The sequence below is a fragment of the Amycolatopsis sp. MtRt-6 genome (genome assembly GCF_017308975.1).
In the GTDB taxonomy this organism is placed as follows: domain Bacteria; phylum Actinomycetota; class Actinomycetes; order Mycobacteriales; family Pseudonocardiaceae; genus Amycolatopsis.
This window is the reverse complement of record NZ_JADWPD010000029.1, coordinates 25,588-43,761: the sequence shown is the minus strand read 5'-3', so window position 1 is coordinate 43,761 and position 18,174 is coordinate 25,588. Positions and strand designations below refer to the sequence as shown.

Annotated in this window: 10 protein-coding genes; 7 read left to right on the top strand and 3 right to left on the bottom strand. The window is 74.6% G+C overall.

Annotation, left to right across the window (positions count from 1 at the left end; all coding sequences use genetic code 11):
- Positions 1-9: 9 nt before the first annotated feature.
- Positions 10-1,482 carry an FGGY family carbohydrate kinase gene (locus I4Q55_RS36640; RefSeq protein WP_206794660.1) on the top strand — a complete coding sequence of 491 codons (1,473 nt, stop codon included), beginning with the start codon at positions 10-12 and terminating at the stop codon, positions 1,480-1,482.
- A gap of 65 nt (positions 1,483-1,547) precedes the next feature.
- On the opposite strand, the gene I4Q55_RS36635 is transcribed toward I4Q55_RS36640, so the two are convergent.
- Positions 1,548-2,966 (bottom strand): cell wall metabolism sensor histidine kinase WalK, encoded by a 1,419-nt coding sequence (locus I4Q55_RS36635; protein WP_206794658.1) that lies wholly within the window; start codon positions 2,964-2,966, stop codon positions 1,548-1,550.
- Positions 2,967-3,256: 290 nt separating this feature from the next.
- Between I4Q55_RS36635 and I4Q55_RS36630 the strand changes: the two genes are divergently transcribed.
- Together I4Q55_RS36630 and I4Q55_RS36625 are read left to right on the top strand one after the other, a co-directional pair.
- On the top strand, positions 3,257-3,523 hold the full coding sequence (locus I4Q55_RS36630) for a hypothetical protein (protein WP_206794656.1): 267 nt from the start codon (positions 3,257-3,259) through the stop codon (positions 3,521-3,523).
- A gap of 85 nt (positions 3,524-3,608) precedes the next feature.
- Entirely contained in the window at positions 3,609-3,881 is a 273-nt protein-coding gene (locus I4Q55_RS36625) for a hypothetical protein (protein ID WP_206794654.1), read from the top strand.
- A 60-nt stretch (positions 3,882-3,941) separates the two neighbouring features.
- Here I4Q55_RS36625 and I4Q55_RS36620 read toward each other — a convergent pair whose 3' ends face one another.
- The gene (locus I4Q55_RS36620) at positions 3,942-4,649 is read right to left on the bottom strand and encodes a response regulator transcription factor (protein ID WP_307793409.1); all 708 of its coding nucleotides are present in this window, start codon (positions 4,647-4,649) and stop codon (positions 3,942-3,944) included.
- A gap of 138 nt (positions 4,650-4,787) precedes the next feature.
- Complete coding sequence (locus tag I4Q55_RS36615; RefSeq protein ID WP_206794651.1) at positions 4,788-5,945, bottom strand: CdaR family transcriptional regulator; 1,158 nt, start codon at positions 5,943-5,945, stop codon at positions 4,788-4,790.
- Between the two features lie 462 nt (positions 5,946-6,407).
- Here I4Q55_RS36615 and I4Q55_RS36610 point away from each other — a divergent pair, with 462 nt between their 5' ends.
- The 4 genes from I4Q55_RS36610 to I4Q55_RS36595 are packed head-to-tail and all read left to right on the top strand — an operon-like array spanning position 6,408 to position 18,173.
- On the top strand, positions 6,408-7,538 hold the full coding sequence (locus I4Q55_RS36610) for a helix-turn-helix domain-containing protein (protein WP_206794649.1): 1,131 nt from the start codon (positions 6,408-6,410) through the stop codon (positions 7,536-7,538).
- Positions 7,539-7,593: 55 nt separating this feature from the next.
- Positions 7,594-8,829 carry a cell wall metabolism sensor histidine kinase WalK gene (locus tag I4Q55_RS36605; RefSeq protein ID WP_206794647.1) on the top strand — a complete coding sequence of 412 codons (1,236 nt, stop codon included), beginning with the start codon at positions 7,594-7,596 and terminating at the stop codon, positions 8,827-8,829.
- Between the two features lie 26 nt (positions 8,830-8,855).
- On the top strand, positions 8,856-9,959 hold the full coding sequence (locus I4Q55_RS36600; protein ID WP_206794645.1) for a class I SAM-dependent methyltransferase: 1,104 nt from the start codon (positions 8,856-8,858) through the stop codon (positions 9,957-9,959).
- 30 nt (positions 9,960-9,989) lie between these two features.
- Positions 9,990-18,173 (top strand): type I polyketide synthase, encoded by an 8,184-nt coding sequence (locus tag I4Q55_RS36595; RefSeq protein WP_206794643.1) that lies wholly within the window; start codon positions 9,990-9,992, stop codon positions 18,171-18,173.
- Position 18,174 lies beyond the last annotated feature (1 nt).

Sequence of the window (18,174 nt, the reverse complement as noted above, 5' to 3'; positions counted from 1 at the left end):
GGGGGGACGATGACGCGGCCGGATGTGGTCCTGGGGGTCGAGATCGGGACGGCGGTGATCACCGTCGCCGTCCTCGGCGAGGACCTGGACCTGCGGGAAACCGTCGCGTGGCCGCTGCCGCGGACCACGCACCACCCGGTCGACCCGGTGCAGGACCCCTGGCTGGTGCTGGACACCCTGGCCTCGGCGGTCCGCGAGGCGGCCGGGATCTGCGAGGTCTTCGGCAACCGCGTGCGCGGGCTGTCGCTGACGTCCCGCCTGCCCACCCTGCTGGCCCTGGACGCCGCGCACCTGCCGCTCACGCCGGTGCTCACCGCCACCGACGGCCGTTCCGTCGGCACCACGCGCCGGCTCGTCGCCGAACAGGGGAGCGCCCTGCACCGCCTGACCGGGGTGCCGCTGACCCCGGCGTCCCCGGTGGTCAAGCTGGCCTGGCTCGCCGGGCACGACCCCGGGCTGTTCGGGCACGCGGCGCACTGGGCCGGGCTGAAGGGCTTCCTGCTGTCGCGCCTCACCGGCCGGCTGGTGACCGACGTTTCGACGTCGTCGGCCGCCGGGTGGGTCGAGTCGGCCACCCTGGACTGGGCGCAGCCGGCGCTGGACGTGGCGGGCGTGCGCCGCGAGCAGCTGCCGGACCTGGTGGAGGTCACCACGGTGCTGCGGCTGACGGCCGCGGCGGGCGAGCTGCTCGGCCTGCCGCCCGGGACCCCGGTGGCCGTCGGCGCGTCCGGGGCGGCCACCGCGCAGCTCGGCGTCGGGGCGATGGACCGCGGGTGCGCCGCGCTGTCGATGGGGGCCGCGGCGGACCTGTGCGTGCTCGAGGACCGGCCGGTGGTGCCGGAGTCGGAGCTGGTGTCGTGCCACGCGTTCGCCGACGGGCTGTGGATCTCGCGGGGGACGTTCAGCAACGGGGACGCGGTGGCGCGCTGGGCGGCGGAGTCCTTCGGCGGCGTCGACATCGACGACCTGCTGGCCGAAGCCGAGCTGGTGCCGATCGGCGCGGAGGGCCTGATCGGGATCCCGCAGCCGGCGGCCGACGCGACGTCGTGGGGCAACCCGGACTTCCAGGCCGCCCTGGTCGGCCTGCGGGTCGAGCACGGCAGGGCGGCGATGACCCGGGCGATGGCGGAGGGGGTCGCCCGCGAGCTGGCGACGGTGCGCGCCGCGTTCGGGCCGGGAGCCATCACCCGGGTGCGCGCGGCCGGCTCGGCCCTGCGGTCGCCGTTGTGGGCCTCGCTGCTGGCGGCCGCGCTCGACGTGCCCCTGGAGGTCGTCGGCACGGACGAGGCCCCGGCGGTGGGCGCGGCACTCATGGCCTGGCGCGGGCTGGGTCGCCTGGGGTGCCTGTGCGACCGCCCGGACGTCCGCCTGCCGGCCCGCGAGGTGCTACCGGACCCCCTCGCCGCCGCGCACTTCGCCGCCACGCGCCGGCTGGGCGAGCAGCTCAGCAGGCTGCTGACCCAGCTCCGGACGGCTTCCTGAGCCGCCCCGCCCGCGCACGTACCGAACGGCCGGCCGGCGTGCCGGTCTGCCGCGACCAACGAGACCTAAACCGGCGAATCGGCGCCGGCGGGGAGCTCGGTCATCGCCATCGCCGGGAGGCTGACCCGGATCCAGCAGCCGGTGTCGGTGGGCAGCACGCGGATCGTGCCGTCGTGGTGGTGCACCAGCTCGGCCACGATGCTCAGGCCGAGCCCGCTGCCCGGCGTGCGCTGGGGGCCGGCGCGGAAGAACGGCTCGAAGACCCGCTCGTGCAGGGCGGGGTCGATGCCGGGGCCGTCGTCGAGGATGTCGATCACGTGCTCCGTGCCCGTCGTGGACAGCCACACCTGCGCCTTGGTGCCCTTCGGCGTGTGGGCCCTGATGTTGGCGAGCAGGTTCGTCACGATCTGGCGCAGCCGGAACGCGTCGCCGACGACGGGGTACTCGCGGCGGGGGTCGATGTCGTGCCGCAGCTCCCACTCGGGGGCGGCCGCCTGCGCGTCGTGCACCGCGTCGACGCACAGGGGGCCGAGGTCGACCGGTTCCGCCTCGGACGGGCGGCCCCGGTCGAGTTCCGCGAGCAGCAGCAGCTCGTCGATGAGCGCGGTCATCCGCTTCGTTTCCCCGCCCACGCGGCGCATGGCGGCGTGGAACTTCTCCGGCTCGTCCAGCGCGCCGAGCTGGGCCAGCTGCGCGTAGCCGGAGATCGCCGACAGCGGGGTGCGCAGCTCGTGCCCGGCCGCCGCGACGAACCGGCGCAACCGCAGCTCGGCGCACTCGCGCAGGTCGAACGAATCCTGCAGCCGGGACACCATGGTGTTGAACGACCGGGTGAGGCTGTAGGCCTCGAACGTCGAGTCGGCGACTTCGGCGCGTTGCGACAGGTCTCCGTCGGCGATCGACCGGGCCGTGCCGACGACGGACTCCAGTGGCCGCAGCCACCTCTTGCTCAGCTGGAGCAGGACGAGGGCGAGCACGGTCAGCACGATCAGCGCGACCAGGCAGCCGGCGAACACGATCCGGCGCGCGATCTGGTCGTAGTCCTCAGAGGACACCGCGCCGACGACGTAGCTGCCGTCCGGCAGCTGCCGGGCCATCCCGAGGAACGTCGAGCCGGGCAGCGGGACGATGGCGCCGTCGGCGGCCATGGAACGCAGGAGGCCGGCCGGCGGGGTGGGCACCTTGGCCGGCTGCGCGCCCCAGTACTGTTCGAGCTGCCCGGACGATGTGACGATCATGGCCGCGCACACGCCGCGCTGCGCCGGCCGCGGGGCCAGCTTGCGGGCTTCGGGCGGGATCGCCAGGTACTCGGAAAGCCCGGTCAGGTACTCGGTCACCTGCTTCTCCAGGCGGGACCGCATGAACGAGTGCACGCCGACGATCGTGATCACCAGCGCGGCGGCCAGCCCGATCGACGTCGCGGTCAGCACGGTCACCACCAGCTTGGTGCGCAGTGACCTCGGCGGCCGCTCGGCAGTCGTCACGGCGGGCCTTTCCGTCCAGGACAAAGTGTGTCCAGTGTAGACGTTCGGCCGACCGGGTGAACCACTCCGCGATGCGCGGATGTTCTTCCGCGGAACACCGAACACCGTGCCGCGCTTCGTGTTTTCGTGGAATCGGTTGCCGTTTGTTCGGAATGTCGACGAATGCGAATAGGTATTCCGGTGGATGTGACGTTTCCCGCCGGCGGGATAGTGTCGCGTTGTCGAGCAGGCGAGGAGCTCGGCTGCTTCCCCGAACAAAGCCCCTTTCGGCAGAACGTAAGGTGAATCGAATGACCCAGATCGAGTCCTTCGCCAACTCCGGCGGCTCGCCCGAGCCGCTGGAGGTGCTGACCCCGGCGATGGCGGTCGTCTGCACGCCCGCCGTCTTCGCCGGCGCCTTCGTCGGCATCGGCGTGAACTACGCCATCGACAAGGCGGTCGACTGGTACGTCGCGCGCCACGGCGGCGGCCACTTCGTCCCCGCCGTCGGCGGACCGGCCGGGGCCGGCGAGTCCTCGAGCGACGAGCTGCTCGACCTGCTCGCCGCGCGGTTCTGACCGGTTCCCGGGCAGGAATGGGAACACGGGCGAAACCCCGTGGTTCCGAGCCGATTGTCAATCATCGAAGAATGTGGAGAACGCAATGAACTCGGTCGAGTCCTTCGTCAACGTCGGTGACTCCCTCCAGCCGCTGGAGATGGTGGTCGGCGCCGCGCCGGTGTCCTGCTTCTGGGCCGCCTTCAACGGTGCCGGTGCCGCCTTCATCGCCAACTGGGCGGTGCAGAAGGGGGTCGACTACTACCGGGCCCACCACAACGGCGGTTCGTTCGCCGAGGGCGAGGCCCCGGCCGTCCCCGGCCAGGCGTCCGTGCTGTCGGGCGACGACCTCGTGGCACTGCGCGACGGCCGGTTCTGACCGGTACCGGCGCGAACGGACGGGCCCGGTGTGACGCCGGGCCCGTCTTCGTTCTCCGGTTCAGGCGCTGATCAGGTAGCCGAAGTTGCGCACCGTGCGGATCAGCTCCTGGCCGAGCTTGCGCCGCAGGTAGTACACGTAGGTTTCGACGACCCCGAAGTCGCCGGGGGCGCCGTGGCCCCACACCGCGGCCAGGATGTCCGCCTTGGACACGGGCTTGCCGGGGTTCGCCATGAGGTGGCACAGCAGGTCGAACTCCGTCGCCGACAGCTGGACCGGCGTCCCGTCCTTCCACACCTCGCGCGTCGCGCGGTCGAGCTCGAGCCTGCCGACCTGCAGCCGGGCGCCGGACGGTGCCGGGTGCGCGCTGCGGCGCAGCAGGACCTCCACCCGGGCGACCAGTTCCTTGATGTCGAACGGCTTGGCGACGTAGTCGTCGCCGCCCAGGGTGAGCCCGTGCACCTTGTCGTCGGTGGACTGGCGGGCGCTGAGGAACATGACCGGCGCCGTGACGTCGGCGGCGCGCAGCCGCCGGTAGACCTCGAACCCGTCGAAGTCCGGCAGCATCACGTCGAGCAGCACGACGTCCGGCGCGGCGGCGGCCGCGGCCCGCAGCGCCTCCCGGCCGGTGCCGGCCGTGACGACGTCGTAGCCGAGGAACTGGAACGTGGTGAACAGGATCGCGGCGATGCTCACCTCGTCGTCGGCCACCAGCAACCGGCCGCGCGGCGGTGCGGGAATCGCCGGTTCCGGGGACCATCCGGGCACCGGGGTCACCTCCTTCGGCCGTGCTCGCGGAAACCCGGGCGGAATCGGGAGTTCATCTTCGGCCGCGGGTCCCGCGCGAGACGTGAGAAGTATTCGGGAAATTGTGCGGGCCGGCCGTGGCGGCAATATGAATACTGCTCATGAATTGCCGCCGGCCCGGGGTTTCGGGGTGCCCGGCCGGTCGGCCTGCGCCGCCACGGCGTGCGCGGTCAAGGCCGCGCTGAGGACGTTGATCCCGCGGACGCTGCCGGGGTGCAGACCGGTCAGCTGCTCGATGCGCTGGATGCGGTAATCGAGCGTGCTGCGGTGGATGATGAGCCGTTCCGCGGCCTGGCTGCGGTTGCCGTCGGTCGCCACCAGGACCTTGAGCGTCTCGAGCAGGGCGGGGTGCTGCAGCAGCGGCTCGATGATCCGCACCAGGTTGTCGCTGACCGTCGGCTCGCGGGCGACGGCGAACTCGACGAGCAGGTCCTCCAGCAGGTAGACGCCGGGCTCGTGGTCGGCGGCCAGCGCGAGGGACAGCACCTTGCCCGCTTCCTGGCGGCCCCAGGCGACTTCGCCGCGCGGACGCCACGACACCGACATCCACACCCGGCCGGGCAACCCGGCGTGCGCGCGCCGGGCGAGCTGTGCCGCGCGGGCTTCGTCGCCGGCCGGCAGTAGCGCGAAGCCGCCCGCCGGGCCGAGTGCGGTCAGTGCCCCGTCCGGGGCGACCTGGTCGAACGTGCCGGTCAGCACGGCCGTGTCGAGCGGTTCGCCGCAGTGCACGGCGACCACCGCGTAGGCGGGGGCGAGGTCGTAGTCGTCGTCGGCTTCGGTGCGGATGCCGCGGAGCAGTTCCTGCGCGCGTTGCGACCGGCCCTTGGCGAGGGTGCCGCGGTGCTTCCGCGTCGTGGTGTGGTGGGCCCCGGCGAGCAGTTCGGCGACGAGCCTGCTGCCGGCCGCCGACACCGTCCGCGGCGAGGCGGCCGGGCGCGTGCCCGCCCCGGACATCACGACGTGGAGCACCCGGGAGGTCAGTTCGCTGACCATCCCGACGATGGGGGTGACGTCGGTGGTGGCGTCGGCGATCTTCGCGACGTGCTGGCGGATCCGGGTGGCCGTTTCCTCCGACCACCGGTCGTCGCCGTCCGCGGCCGACGTCATCAGCGGGATGACGGACCGCAGCAGCGAGTGCAGTGCCGCGTCGAGTGGTTCCGGTACGTCGCGCAGGATCGGCGCGACGTCCGCCCAGAGGGTTGCGGCGAGATCGGCTGGGGCGACGAGGCCCGGCTCGGGGCGCAGCGTTGTGGTCATGACATGACCCCCGGTTCTGACCTGTGGATTCGCGGATGGGTGTGCCGAATCTAGCGGGGGCCGATCGGCGGGGTAATCAGAGTCATCGGGAAAGGTTTCAGCGATTTGCGTAAGCGCCCCGCTCGTGCTGGAAATGGCTGTGCTTCTGGGCAAGAAGTGTGCCCGAATTCACCGGTGGCCGTGCGGTAGGTCAATTGAACCATTTCGAAAGTGGTGTGGTCCAGGGGATTCGTCGGCAAGTGCCCGAGGTGCGGGGTTCCGCGGCCACGTTCCGGCAATCGCCCGTACCGGACATTTCGTTCGGTAGCTCCGCGGTCCGCGGACGGCCGTCCGGCGAACGCGGCTCCGGCTGATTCCGGTGACTCGATTTCGTCGAAGAATGTTCCGGTGTCCGCGCAATGAACGGTCGGTCTCGAACCGATAACGTGGAGTGGATTTCGGCTCGTGGAGAAAGGCAGCAGGATGACCAGCACGTCGATCCGCGCCGAGGCGGCCTTCATGCCCGAAGGGACGTCCTGGGCGCGGACGGCCTTCCCGGCGGTCGCCGGGCTCCCGGCCGAGCTGCGGGCGGAGGTCGTGACCGCGATCGAGGAGCAGCCCCGGGAGACGCGGGCCGTCGTGCGGCGGCTGCTCGGCGCCACGGTCGCCGCCCTCGTTTCGGCCGACCAGCGGGCGTGGACGTCGGCCCGCGAGGCCGAGGAGACGGCCCGGGCCGGCAGCGCGCTGGCTGCCGCGGGCGTGCGGCCGGACCCGTTGCTCGTGCTCGTCGGCCGGCTGACGGCCTGGGCGGTCGAGCGCGCGGCCGGGACGCGACCGGTGTCCTCGGGCCGCCTCAAGGACGTCGTGCGGATCGGGCACGCCGTGACTCGCGGCCTGGCCGGCGGGTTCCATCGGCACGCCCGGTCACCGGCGGCGGCCCCGCTCGACGGCGAACAGCTCGCGGCGGCCCTGCTGTCCGGGCAGCGGGTACCGGGCGCGGCGGCCTCCTACCAGGTGCTCGCGGTGCGGTGCGGCCACGGCGTCCTCGACCGGCTGCCCACCCTGGGCGGGGTGGCTTTGGCGCGGGGGAGCGCGGGCTTCCTGCTTGTGCCGGAGGCGGGCCCGGGCCGGGGCCCGGAGCTGGCGGCCGGGCTGCGGGCCGCGCTCCCGGCGGCGTGGGTGGCGCCGTACTGGGCGCGGACGGCCGAGGTCCCGGCGGCCGCGGCCACCGCCGGTGACGTCGTGGCGCTGGCGGCGGGTTCGGGCGCGCCCGCCGGGGTCCACCGGCTGGAGGACTTCGCGGTCGAGTACGCGGCGCTGCGCCACCCGGCGATCGAGGCGGAGCTGCGCCGGCTGATCGAGCCGGTGCTCGCCGGGCCCGGGCTCGCCGGCACCCTGCGGGCGTTCGTCCGGGCCGACGGCAACCGCACCCGTGCGGCCGCGGAGCTGATCGTGCACCGCAGCACCCTCGACTACCGGCTGAAGCGGATCGGGCAGCTGACCGGGTACGACCCGGTGAAGCCGGCGGGCCTGCAGGTGCTGGCGATCGCGATGACGACGGCGCACGCGAGGGCGGTCCGGGCGCAGTTCGCGGCCGTGACGGGTCCGCGGTGACCGGTCCGGCATGATCGGGCACCGCCGCCGCCCGCGGTCGCCGCACCGTCGTCTGGTGCGCACCGGGGTACTGGTCGCGCTCGTCACCGTGTGCGCGATGAACCTTCTCGCCGTCGGCGGGCTGGTGGTCTACCAGCAGATCCGCAACCGCGAGCTGATCGACGCGAGCCGGATGTACCAGGTCGCCCGGCTCGGGGGTGGCGAAGCGACCCCGAATCCGGCCGACGGCGACGAGGAGGGCGTCGTCCTCCTCGTGCGGCCCGACGGCGCGGTGGCCGAGCGGATCGGCGTCCGCGCCGCCGGGTTCCCGGTGCCCGGCCCGGCGGCGTTGCGCGTGGCCGCCGCCGACGGGGAGCATCGGTTCTTCGGCCGCTTCTACGGCGTCGTCGACCGGGTCGGCGGCGGCGCGTTCGTGATCACGGCCCGCGCGCTGAGCGGGCAGATCGCGGTCGCGGTGCGGACGGCGGGCGCGATGCTCGCCGCCGGCGCGGTGGTGTGCGTGCTGGTGGCGGTGGTCGCGACCGCGCTGCTCCGGCGGACGTCGCGGGCGCCGGAGCCGGTCGCCCGGCTGTCCGAAACGGACGATCGGCTGCGGTGGTTCGTCTCCGACGCCGGCCACGAGCTCCGGACGCCACTGACCGTGATCATCGGCTACGCCCAGCTGCTGCGGCTGGGAGTGCTGGCCGACCGCGACGCCCGCGAACACGCGCTGGGGGAGGTCGAGCGGGAGGCACGGCGGCTGACCGCGCTGGCCGACCACCTGCTGCTGCTCGCGCGGATCGACGAAGGCCGTCCGGAGCACCCCGGCCCGGTCGAGCTGGACGCGCTGTGCCGGGAAGCGGTCGAAGCGAGCCGGGCGGCCCACCCCGGGCACCCGGTGCGCTACCGCTGCGAGGGCGAACCGCCCGTGGTGACGGGCGCCGAGCCGTGGCTGCGGGAGGCGGTGTCCTGCCTGCTGGCCAACGTCGGCAGGCACACGCCGGCCGGGACGCGCGCGGAAGTCGTGCTGCGCACCGAGGGAACGGACGCCGTGCTCGACGTCGTCGACGACGGGCCGGGGATCGCCGAGGCGGACCGCTCGCGCGTCTTCGAGCGGTTCTTCCGCTGCGACGAGGCGCGACAGCGGCCGCCGGAGGAGCGCGGTGCCGGCCTGGGGCTGAGCATCGTGCACTCCGTGGTCACCGCCTGCGCCGGGACGGTCTCGGTCCGGCCGGGCGAGCGCGGCACCTGGATCCGCGTCCGGCTCCCCGCCGAACGCCGGGAGACTTCCGCAGACCGTACATTGAAATGAAAATCATTATCATCTAGGGTGGCCGGGTGATCTCGGGAAGCGGGCACGCGGCGGGCGAACGCGCCGTCGCAGGTGCCGATCTGGACGGCCTCGCGGCCTTGGTGGACCGGCTCGACGCGGTGGCGCTGCTGGCGATCGTGTTCACGCTGGGGCGCCACGGCCTGACCGGCGCCCACGACCTCGACGAGGTCTACGCGGCCACGCGGGTCGCCCCGCGGCACCGGCGGATCGTCCGGCGCTGGCTGCGGGCACTGGTCGCCCACGACCTCGCGACGGTCGAAGCCGGCCGGTACCGGCTGCGTCGTCCGGTCACCGCCGCCGAGGTCGAGCGGGCTCGCGCCGAGCTGGACACCGCCGCGCGCGGGCTCGAGCACGGGGCCGGCCTCGCCCGGTTCTTCCAGCTCAGCGTGTCCTACCTGCCGGAGCTGCTGCGCGACGAGATTTCCCTGCAGGCCCTGCTGTTCGCCGACGCCGACCTCGACGTCGCCGACGACGTCTACCAGCGCAATGTGGCCAGCCGGTACGCCAACGCGGCGGCCGCCGAGGTCGTCGCGTCGCTGGCGCGGCCGGGGCTGCGCGTGCTGGAGATCGGCGCCGGCGTCGGGGGCACGAGCGCGGTGGTGCTGCCCGCGCTCGCCGCCTGCCGGCCGGATTACCTCTTCACCGACGTCTCGCGGTTCTTCCTGTCCTCGGCGAAGGACCGCTTCGCCGCCTACGACTGGGTCCGCTACGGCCTCTTCGACGTCAACGGCGACTTCGCCGCCCAAGGCCACGCCCCGGAATCCTTCGACGTGGTGCTCGCGGCGAACGTGCTGCACAACGCCCGGCACGCGACCGAAGCGCTGGCCGGGCTGCGGAAGCTGATCGCGCCCGGCGGCGCGCTGGTCTTCGTCGACACCACCGTCGAGCACCACCAGCTGATGACCTCCATGCAGTTCCTCATGTCGCCGCCGGCCACCGACCCGGACGCGGACTTCACCGACTTCCGCCGGGGCACCGACCGCATCTTCCCCAGCCGCGAGGAGTGGCTGGACTCCTTGCGGGCAGCGGGTTTCCACGCCGATTGCCTGCCGCCGCCCGGACACCCGCTCGGCCGGATCGGGCAGTACCTGTTCGTCGGCCGTGTCTGACGTTTCCCCTTCGTTGCCAAGGAATGGTTGATGACTGATCCCCTCGCCGTCGTCGGATTCGCCTGCCGGTACCCCGGTGCCCCCGACGCGGACGGTTTCTGGCGCCTGCTCGCCGAGGGCCGCGAAGCGCTGACCCGGTTCGACGACGCGGACCTCGCGGCGCGCGGGGTGCCGGAGACGTTGCGGCGCAACCCGGCCTACGTCCCGGTCGGCGGCCTGATCGACGACCAGGACCGGTTCGACCCGGCGCCGTTCGGCCTGTCCGGCGCCGAGGCCGAGCTGCTCGACCCGCAGCAGCGCGTGTTCCTCGAAACGGCGTGGCACGCCCTCGAACACGCCGGGCACGCCGGCGGCCGGGACGCGGGAGTCGTCGGCACCTTCGCCGGGGCCGCGCTCTCGGCCTACCTGGCGACGAACCTCGCGCACCGGTTCGACCCGCTCGGCGGCGCCGACCCGGCGGGCAGCCTGCAGCTGCACACCGGCAACGTCGCGGACTACCTGCCGCTGCGCACCGCGCACCGGTTCGGGTTCACCGGCCCGGCGATCGCGGTCGGCGCCACGTGCGCGACCTCCCTGGTCGCCGTGCACGTCGCCGCGCAGTCGCTGCTGGCCGGGGAGTGCGACACCGCGCTCGCCGGCGGGGTTTCGCTGCGGGTACCGCAGGGCCGCGGCTACCTGCACGTGCCGGACGGGCCCTTCTCGGCCGACGGCGTCACGCGGCCGTACTCCGCGGCCGCTCGCGGAACCGTGTTCACCCAGGGCGCGGGCGTCGTCGTGCTGCGGCGGCTCGCGGACGCGCTGGCGTCGGGCGACCACGTGCACGCCGTGCTCCTGGGCTCCGCGGTCGCCAACGACGGCGCCCGCCGGGCCGGGTTCACCGCACCGTCGGCGGAAGGGCAGGCCCGCACCATCGCCGAGGCCCTCGCCGTGGCGGGCGTCGACCCCACTGACGTGTCCTATGTGGAGGGACATGGCACGGGAACCGTACTGGGGGACCCGATCGAGGTGCAGGCGCTGCGGCGGGTGTTCGGCCCGGCCGGCGCGCCGTGGTGCGGGCTCGGCTCGGTGAAGGGCACCATCGGGCACGCCGACTCCGCGGCCGGCGTCGCCGGGCTCATCAAGACCGTCCTGGCACTGGCCCACCGCACGATCCCGGCGTCACTGCACGCCACGCCGGTCAACCCCGAGCTGGGGCTCGACGGCTCGCCGTTCCGGATCGTCACCGAGACCGAGCCGTGGACCGCCGACGGCCCGCGGCGGGCCGGGGTCAGCTCGTTCGGCATCGGCGGGACGAACTGCCACGTCGTCCTCGGCGAGGCGCCGGCACCGGTGGCGGCCGTCCCGGACCCGCGCGCCCAGCTGGTCGTCGTCTCGGCGGCCACGGCCGAAGCCTGCCGGGCGACCGCCGCGGCGCTGGCCGGCGGGCTCGCCGGCGACCCCGCCGACGTCGCCCACACCCTCGCCGTGGGACGCAAGGAGTTCCCGGTCCGGGCCGCCGTCGCGGTCGCGCCGGGCGAGGACCTCGCGGCGGCGCTGCGGGCCGCGCCGGTGACCTCGCCGGGCTCCCGCGCGCCCCGGATCGTGTTCGGCTTCCCCGGCGGCGGCGCGCAGTACGCGGGCATGGCCGCCGGGCTGCACCGCGACGAACCGGTGTTCGCCGAGGCGGTCGACGAGCTGGCCGCGTTCTTCCCCGCCGAGGTCCGGGCCGTGCTGCTCGACCCGGCGCACGGCGCGGCCCGCGACCCCGGCCTCGGGCTGCCCGCGCTGTTCACCGCGTCCGTCGCGATGGCGCGGCTGCTGGAAAGCTGGGGCGTGCGACCGGACGCCGTGCTGGGCCACAGCGTCGGCGAGTACGCCGCGGCGGTCGTCGCCGGGGTGCTGACGGCCGCGGACGCCGCCCGGCTGGTCGCCGAACGGTCGCGGCTGATGACCGGGCTCGACGGCGGCGGCATGCTGGCCGTCCCGCTCGGCGAGGCCGAGGTGCTCGGCCTGCTCGCCCGGCACCCGGGACTGGACCTCGCCGCCGTCAACGCCGCGGACGCCTGCGCGGTGTCCGGCGCCCGCGCGGACGTCGAGCGGCTGCACGCCGAGCTGGCGGCCGGCGGCGTGCGCGCGCGGTGGGTCGGCGTCGACGTCGCCGCCCATTCCCGGCTCGTCGAACCCGCCATGCCCGCGTTGCGCGCGGTGGCGGCCCGGCTTGCGCCGCGGCCGGCGGAGATTCCGCTGATCACGACGTTGCCCGGCAGCGACCCTGCCGACCCGGAGCACTGGGTGCGGCACCTGCGCGGGACCGTCCGGTTCGCATCGGCACTCGACACCGCATGCGGTGCGGACGCCGTGCTCGTGCAGGTCGGGCCGGGCGGGATGCTCGCGTCGCTGGCCGCGCGCCGCGGGCCGTCGGTCACGACGTTCCCGCGTCCGGACGAAGGCGGCGACGGCCGGGCCGCGGCACTCGACGCGCTCGGCCGCTTGTGGGCCCTCGGCGTCGACGTCTCGCCGGCCGCCCCGCACCGGCCGGGCCGCCGCCGCGTGCCGCTGCCCGGCTACGCGTTCCAGCGCGAACGGTACTGGGTCGAGCCGGCGCCGCGGGTGACCGACTTCGCGAGCCCGGGCGAGCCCCTGCAACTGCCGGTCTGGCGGCAGCTGCCGCCGCTGGCCGCGGCGGCGCCGAGCGTGCGGGTGGTCGGCGACGGCCCGTGGGCGGACGCGGTGCGCGCCGCTTCGGGCGACGGTGACCCGGTCGCCGTGGTCGTGGCCCCGCCGGCAGGGTCCAGGGCGACACCGGCGACCGGGGACGAGATGTGGCGGCTCGCCGAGGTCGTCGTCGGCTATCGGGAGCTGGGCGACCTGCCGGTGCTGCAGCTGACCGTGCACGGCGAGGCCGTCATCGGCACCGAGGACGTCGACCCGGTCGCGGCCGGGGTGCGCGGCCTGCCGCGGGTGCTCGGCCAGGAAACCGGCGTCCGGTGGCGCACCCTGGACGTCACGCCGGAACCCGACGCGCGGGCGGTGCTCGCCGAGGTCGCGGACCTGCTGGCCGGGGACAGCGCGCAGGAGCTGGCGGTGCGGGGCGGGAAGCGGTGGCTGCGGCAGTGGGAGCCGTGGCGGCCCGGCCCGGCGGGGTCGCTGCCGGCCGAACCGGTGGTCGTGGTGACGGGCGGGCTCGGCAACGTCGGCCGGGCGCTGGCCCGGCGGCTGCTGGACGACGGGCCGGCGCACGTCGTGCTGGCGTCGCGCAACCCGCGTCCGGTGCCCGGCGTGCGGGTCGAGGCCGTCGACGTGACCGACGCGGCGGCGCTGGCCGAGCTGGTGGACCGGGTGATCGAGGAGCACGGCCGGATCGACCTGCTCGTGCACGCCCCGGTCGTCGTCGAGCTGGCCACTCTGTCCGAAGTGGACGAAGAGACGGCACTGCGCTCGCTGGCGCCCAAGGTCGCGGGCGTGGTGGCGCTGCGGTCGGCGGTCGAGGGCCGGCCGGTGCGGCGGGTGCTGCTGATGTCCTCGGCGGCGGGCACGATCGGCGGCTTCGGCCTCGGCGCGTATGTGGCGGCGAGCCGGTTCGTGGACGGGTTCGCCCACGCGATGCGCGGCTCGGCGGCGACGTGGCTCGCGGTGGACTGGGACCGCTGGCGGTTCGGCACCGAGGCCGAGCGCGAATCGGCGGCGGAGCTGACGATGCGCCACGCACTGGACAGCACGGACGCGCTCGCCGCGCTGCTGCGCCTGGCGACGGTGGACTCTCCGGCGCAGGTGGCGGTGTCGCCGGCGGAGCTCAACAGCCGGTCGCGGGCGCTGGCGAGCCGGACGGTCCGCGCGTCGGCCGGGGGCGCGGCGGTGGCCAACGCGGCCGAGCGCCTGGTGGCCCAGGTGTGGAGCGAGGCACTGGGGCAGAAGGTGACCAGCCGCGAGGACGACTTCTTCGCGCTGGGCGGGCACTCGCTGCTGGCGACGAGGGTGCTCGCCCGCCTGCGCGACGACCACGGGATCACGCTGCGGCTGCGCGACCTGCTGGCCCGGCCGACGGTCGCGGGCCTGGCGGAGCTGGTCGCGGCGGCGGGGGACGAGGCCGGCTCTGCGGCGATCGCCCGCGCGGCCGAGGTGGGGTCGGCGGAGATCGTGCCGGCCGCCGACGGCGCGACGTCCGAAGAACCCGCCGCGGCGGTCGTGGGCCCGGCCGGCGGGCCGTTCCCGCTCACCCGCGTCCAGCACGCCTACTGGGTCGGCCGCTCGGCCGGGTACGGGCTCGGCGAGGTCGCCTGCCACTTCTACCTCGAACACCTGGCGCCCGGCCTCGACGTCGAACGCTACGAACGGGCCTGGAACCGCGTCATCGCGCGGCACGAGATGCTGCGGTCGGTCGTCACCGCCGACGGCGAAAACCTGGTGCTGCCCGAGGTGCCGGGCTATCGCGTGCCGGTCCACGACGTCACCGAAGCCGGCCTGGCCGAGCTGCGCGAACGGCTTTCGCGGCGGGTCGCCGACCCCGGCCGCTGGCCGCTGATCGAGGCGCACGTCGCGCGGCTGCCGGGTGGGGAACAGCGCGTGCTGCTGTCGGTCGACGTGCTGGTGTGCGACTCCGCGAGCTACCTGATCGTCGACCGCGAACTGCGGGCGCTCTACGCCGACCCGGACGCCGAGCTGCCCGTACCGGCGACGACGTTCGCCGAGTGCGTGGCCGCCCTCGAACAGCGGCGGGGGAGTGCCGGGCACCGCCGGGCCGCGGAGTACTGGCGGGCCCGCGAACTGCCGGCGGCACCGCCGTTGCCGGTCCGCGACGCGGGCGAGCGGCCGCGGTTCGGCCGGCGCCGCGCGATCCTTTCCCGGGACCGCTGGGCCGGCATCCGCGAGCGCGCGGCGGCCGCGGGCGTCACGCCGACCGCCGTCCTGCTGGCGGCGTACTCCGACGTGCTCGCCGAGTGGTCCGGCAGCGACCACTTCTGCTTGACGCTCACCGTGTTCGACCGCCCGGCCGGCCACGACGGGATCGTCGGGGAGTTCTCGTCGCTGCTGCTGTTCGAAGCCGACCGGCGCGGGCTGGCGGGGTTCGCCGCGCGGGCCGCCGCGGCGCAGGCCCGGCTGTTCGACGACCTCGACCACAGCGCGTTCTCGGGGCTGGAGGTGCTGGCCGAGCAAGCCCGCCGCACCGGTCGGCAGCGGAACGTCCCGGTGGTGTTCACGGGAATGCTCGGCCTGGACACCCTCGGCGGCGAGCCGCACGACACGGAGTGGCTCGGCCCGGTGGTGCACGGGGTCAGCCAGACACCGCAGGTGTGGCTCGACCACCAGGCCTACGAGCGGCACGGCGAGCTGATCCTGCAGTGGGACGTCGCGGAGACGTCCCTGGACGCGGCCGAGGCGGACCGCGCGTTCGCCGGGTACGTGGCCTGGCTGGAGAAGCTGGCCGACACGGACTGGACCACAGCCGAACCCGGCGAGGCCGACCCCAGCGCCCCAATGTGGCCTTCGGTGCGTTCAACGCAACCAAGGCCACATTGGGGCGCTTCGCCGGGCGAGGCCGAGGCCGAGTCCCTCGAACGGGCCCTCGCCGCGATCTGGGGCGAGCTGCTCGATCTCGACCCGGCCGGCATCGACCCGGACACCTCCTTCCTCGCCGCGGGCGGTGACTCCCTGCTCGCCGTGCGGATGGCGTCCTTCATCCGGCAGCGGCTCACGGTCGTCCTCGCGCCCGCCGAAATCCGGGCCGAGGCCACCCTCGCCGAGCTTGCCGCCGTCGTGCGGGTCCGCTCGGCCGACGGTCCCGCGCCGCGCGCGCTCGCCACCCGCGTCCAACGCCGGCTGGACGCGGCCGAACCGTTCGGTCTCCTCCCGCTCCAGCAGGCCTACTTCGTCGGCCAGCAGGGCGGCTGGGAGCTGTCCTACGACTCCGCGCACGTCTGCACCGACGTCGCCCTGTCCGAAGTGGACGCCGAACGCGCTCCCGCCGCGCTCGCCGATGCCCTGCGCCGCGTCACCGCGCACCAGCCGATGCTGCGGGCGCGGATCCTGCCCGACGGCACCCAGCGTCTCCAGCCGGACGCCGAGATCCACCTCGACGTCGTCGACCTGCGAGACAGCCCCGACGGCGAACACAGCGAACTCCGGACCATCCGCGACCGGATGGGCACCCACGGGCCGGACCCGGTGACCGGCCCGGGCCTGCACATGTGCCTGGTCCTGCTGCCCGGCGGCCGGGGCCGGCTGTTCACCTCCTTCAGCCTGCTCGTCATGGACGGCTGGTCGGCCGCGGTCTTCGAACGCGAGCTGCTGACCTACGTGGCCGAGCCCAACACCGTCCTGCCGCCCCTGCTCGTCGACTTCGGCGACTACGCGGCGGCGCTCGCCGAGATCCGCGCGGGCGACGAATGGGCCGCGGACCGCGACTGGTGGTGGCAGCGCCTCGACACGCTGCCCGCCGCCCCCGACGTGCCGCTGCGCACCGAACCACGGGCCGTCTCGGCGAGCCTCATGGCCGCCCGCGAAAAGCGGCTGCCCGAGTGGGAAGCGTTGCGTGCCGAGTGCGCCCGGCGCGAGCTGACCCCGACGGCGGTGCTGCTCGCGGCCTACGCGGTCGCGCTGGCGCGGGCCGCCGGGCAGAGCCGGTTCCTGCTCAACAGCCTGCAGGCCAACCGGCTGCCGCTGCACCCGGACGTCGACCGCACGATCGGCGCGTTCTCCTCGACCGCGCTGCTCGGCATCGACCTCGGCGACGGCGGCGCGTTCACCGACCTGGCGCGCGGCGTGCACGGCGAGCTCACGCAGTCGCTGGCGCACAACCTGGTCAGCGGCGTGGAGGTGGCCCGCGAACTCGCCCGGCGGCGCGGCAGCACCCGGCCGGTGGCGCCGTTCGTCTTCCAGAGCACCCTCGGCATGGCCGCCGCCGTCGGCGGGGAGCGCCCGGAGACCGCCGGGCCGCTGGGCCGCGTCGACGTCTCCGACTACGTCCAGCACATCCGGACCCCGCAGGTGTACTTCGAGCTGCGGGTGTTCGAGCTGGCCGGCGAGCTGGTGCTCAACGTCGCCGTCGTGGAGGACCTCTTCGGCGCCGACCTGGTGGACCGCGTGTTCCTCGACGTCGTGACGCGGGTGCGCGAGCTCGCCGCCGGCCGGGGCTGGGACGAGCACGTGAGCCTGTCCGGTGCCGCCGCGGTCGCCGCCGTCGAAGCCCGCGGTGGCCGCGAGGCCGGCGCCCCGGCGGGGGAGACGGAGCAGGCGATCGCCCGGCTCTGGACCGACCTCCTCGGAGTGTCCTCAGTGGACCGATCGGACGACTTCTTCGCCCTGGGCGGGGATTCCCTGCTGGCGGTCCGGATGCTCGGCAGGCTGGCCGGGCCGCCGGTGCCGCCGCGGGAGTTCCTCGCCGACCCGACCGTCGCCGGGCTGGCCCGCGTGCTGCGCGCCGACGACGCCGTCGCCGTCCCGCTCAAGCCGGGCACCGGCACGCCGCTGTTCCTCCTGCACCCCTCCGGCGGCGACATCCTCTGCTACACCGAACTGGCCCGGCGGCTCGACGCGCCGAACCCGGTCGTGGCGCTCACCGACCCCGGCCTGGTGGACGGCGCGGGGCCGGCGGACATCCCGGAAATGGTGCGGCGGTACCGGCGGGTCGTCCGGCGCCACCAGCCGCACGGCCCGTACCTGCTCGGCGGGTGGTCGATGGGCGGGACGGTCGGCCACGAGCTCGCCCGCGCCCTGCGGGCCGACGGCGAGGAAGTCGCGCTGCTGCTGATGATCGACGCCAACAGCCCGGAACGCATCGTCGCCCTCGAAGGCCTCGACGCCGGCGAGAGCGAGGAGGAGACCCGGCTGCGCTACCTGCGTTCGGTCGAGTCGTTCCTCGGGTTCGACTACGGCGACGGGCTCGGCGCCGACGCGCTGCGGCGGCGCCTCGAGGCCGACGGGCTGACCGTCGACGAACGGCGGTTCGAGGTGTTCGCCCGGCACCTGCGGGCCCTCGCCGACCACCACGCCGGCCCGCTCGACGAGACCGTGCCCGTGCTGCTCCTGCGCGCGGGCGTGGTGTCCCCGCGCAACAGCCGGATCGGCATGGGCGTCGACGACTCCTTCGACGAACCGGAGCTCGGCTGGCGGCCGTACGTCGAGGGCGAGCTGACGGTCGGGGAAATCGACGCCCACCACTACACGATCCTGCACGACCCCGCCGTGACCGAAGTCGCGGCGAGCATTTCCGCCGCGCTCGAGAAGACAGGACTCTGAC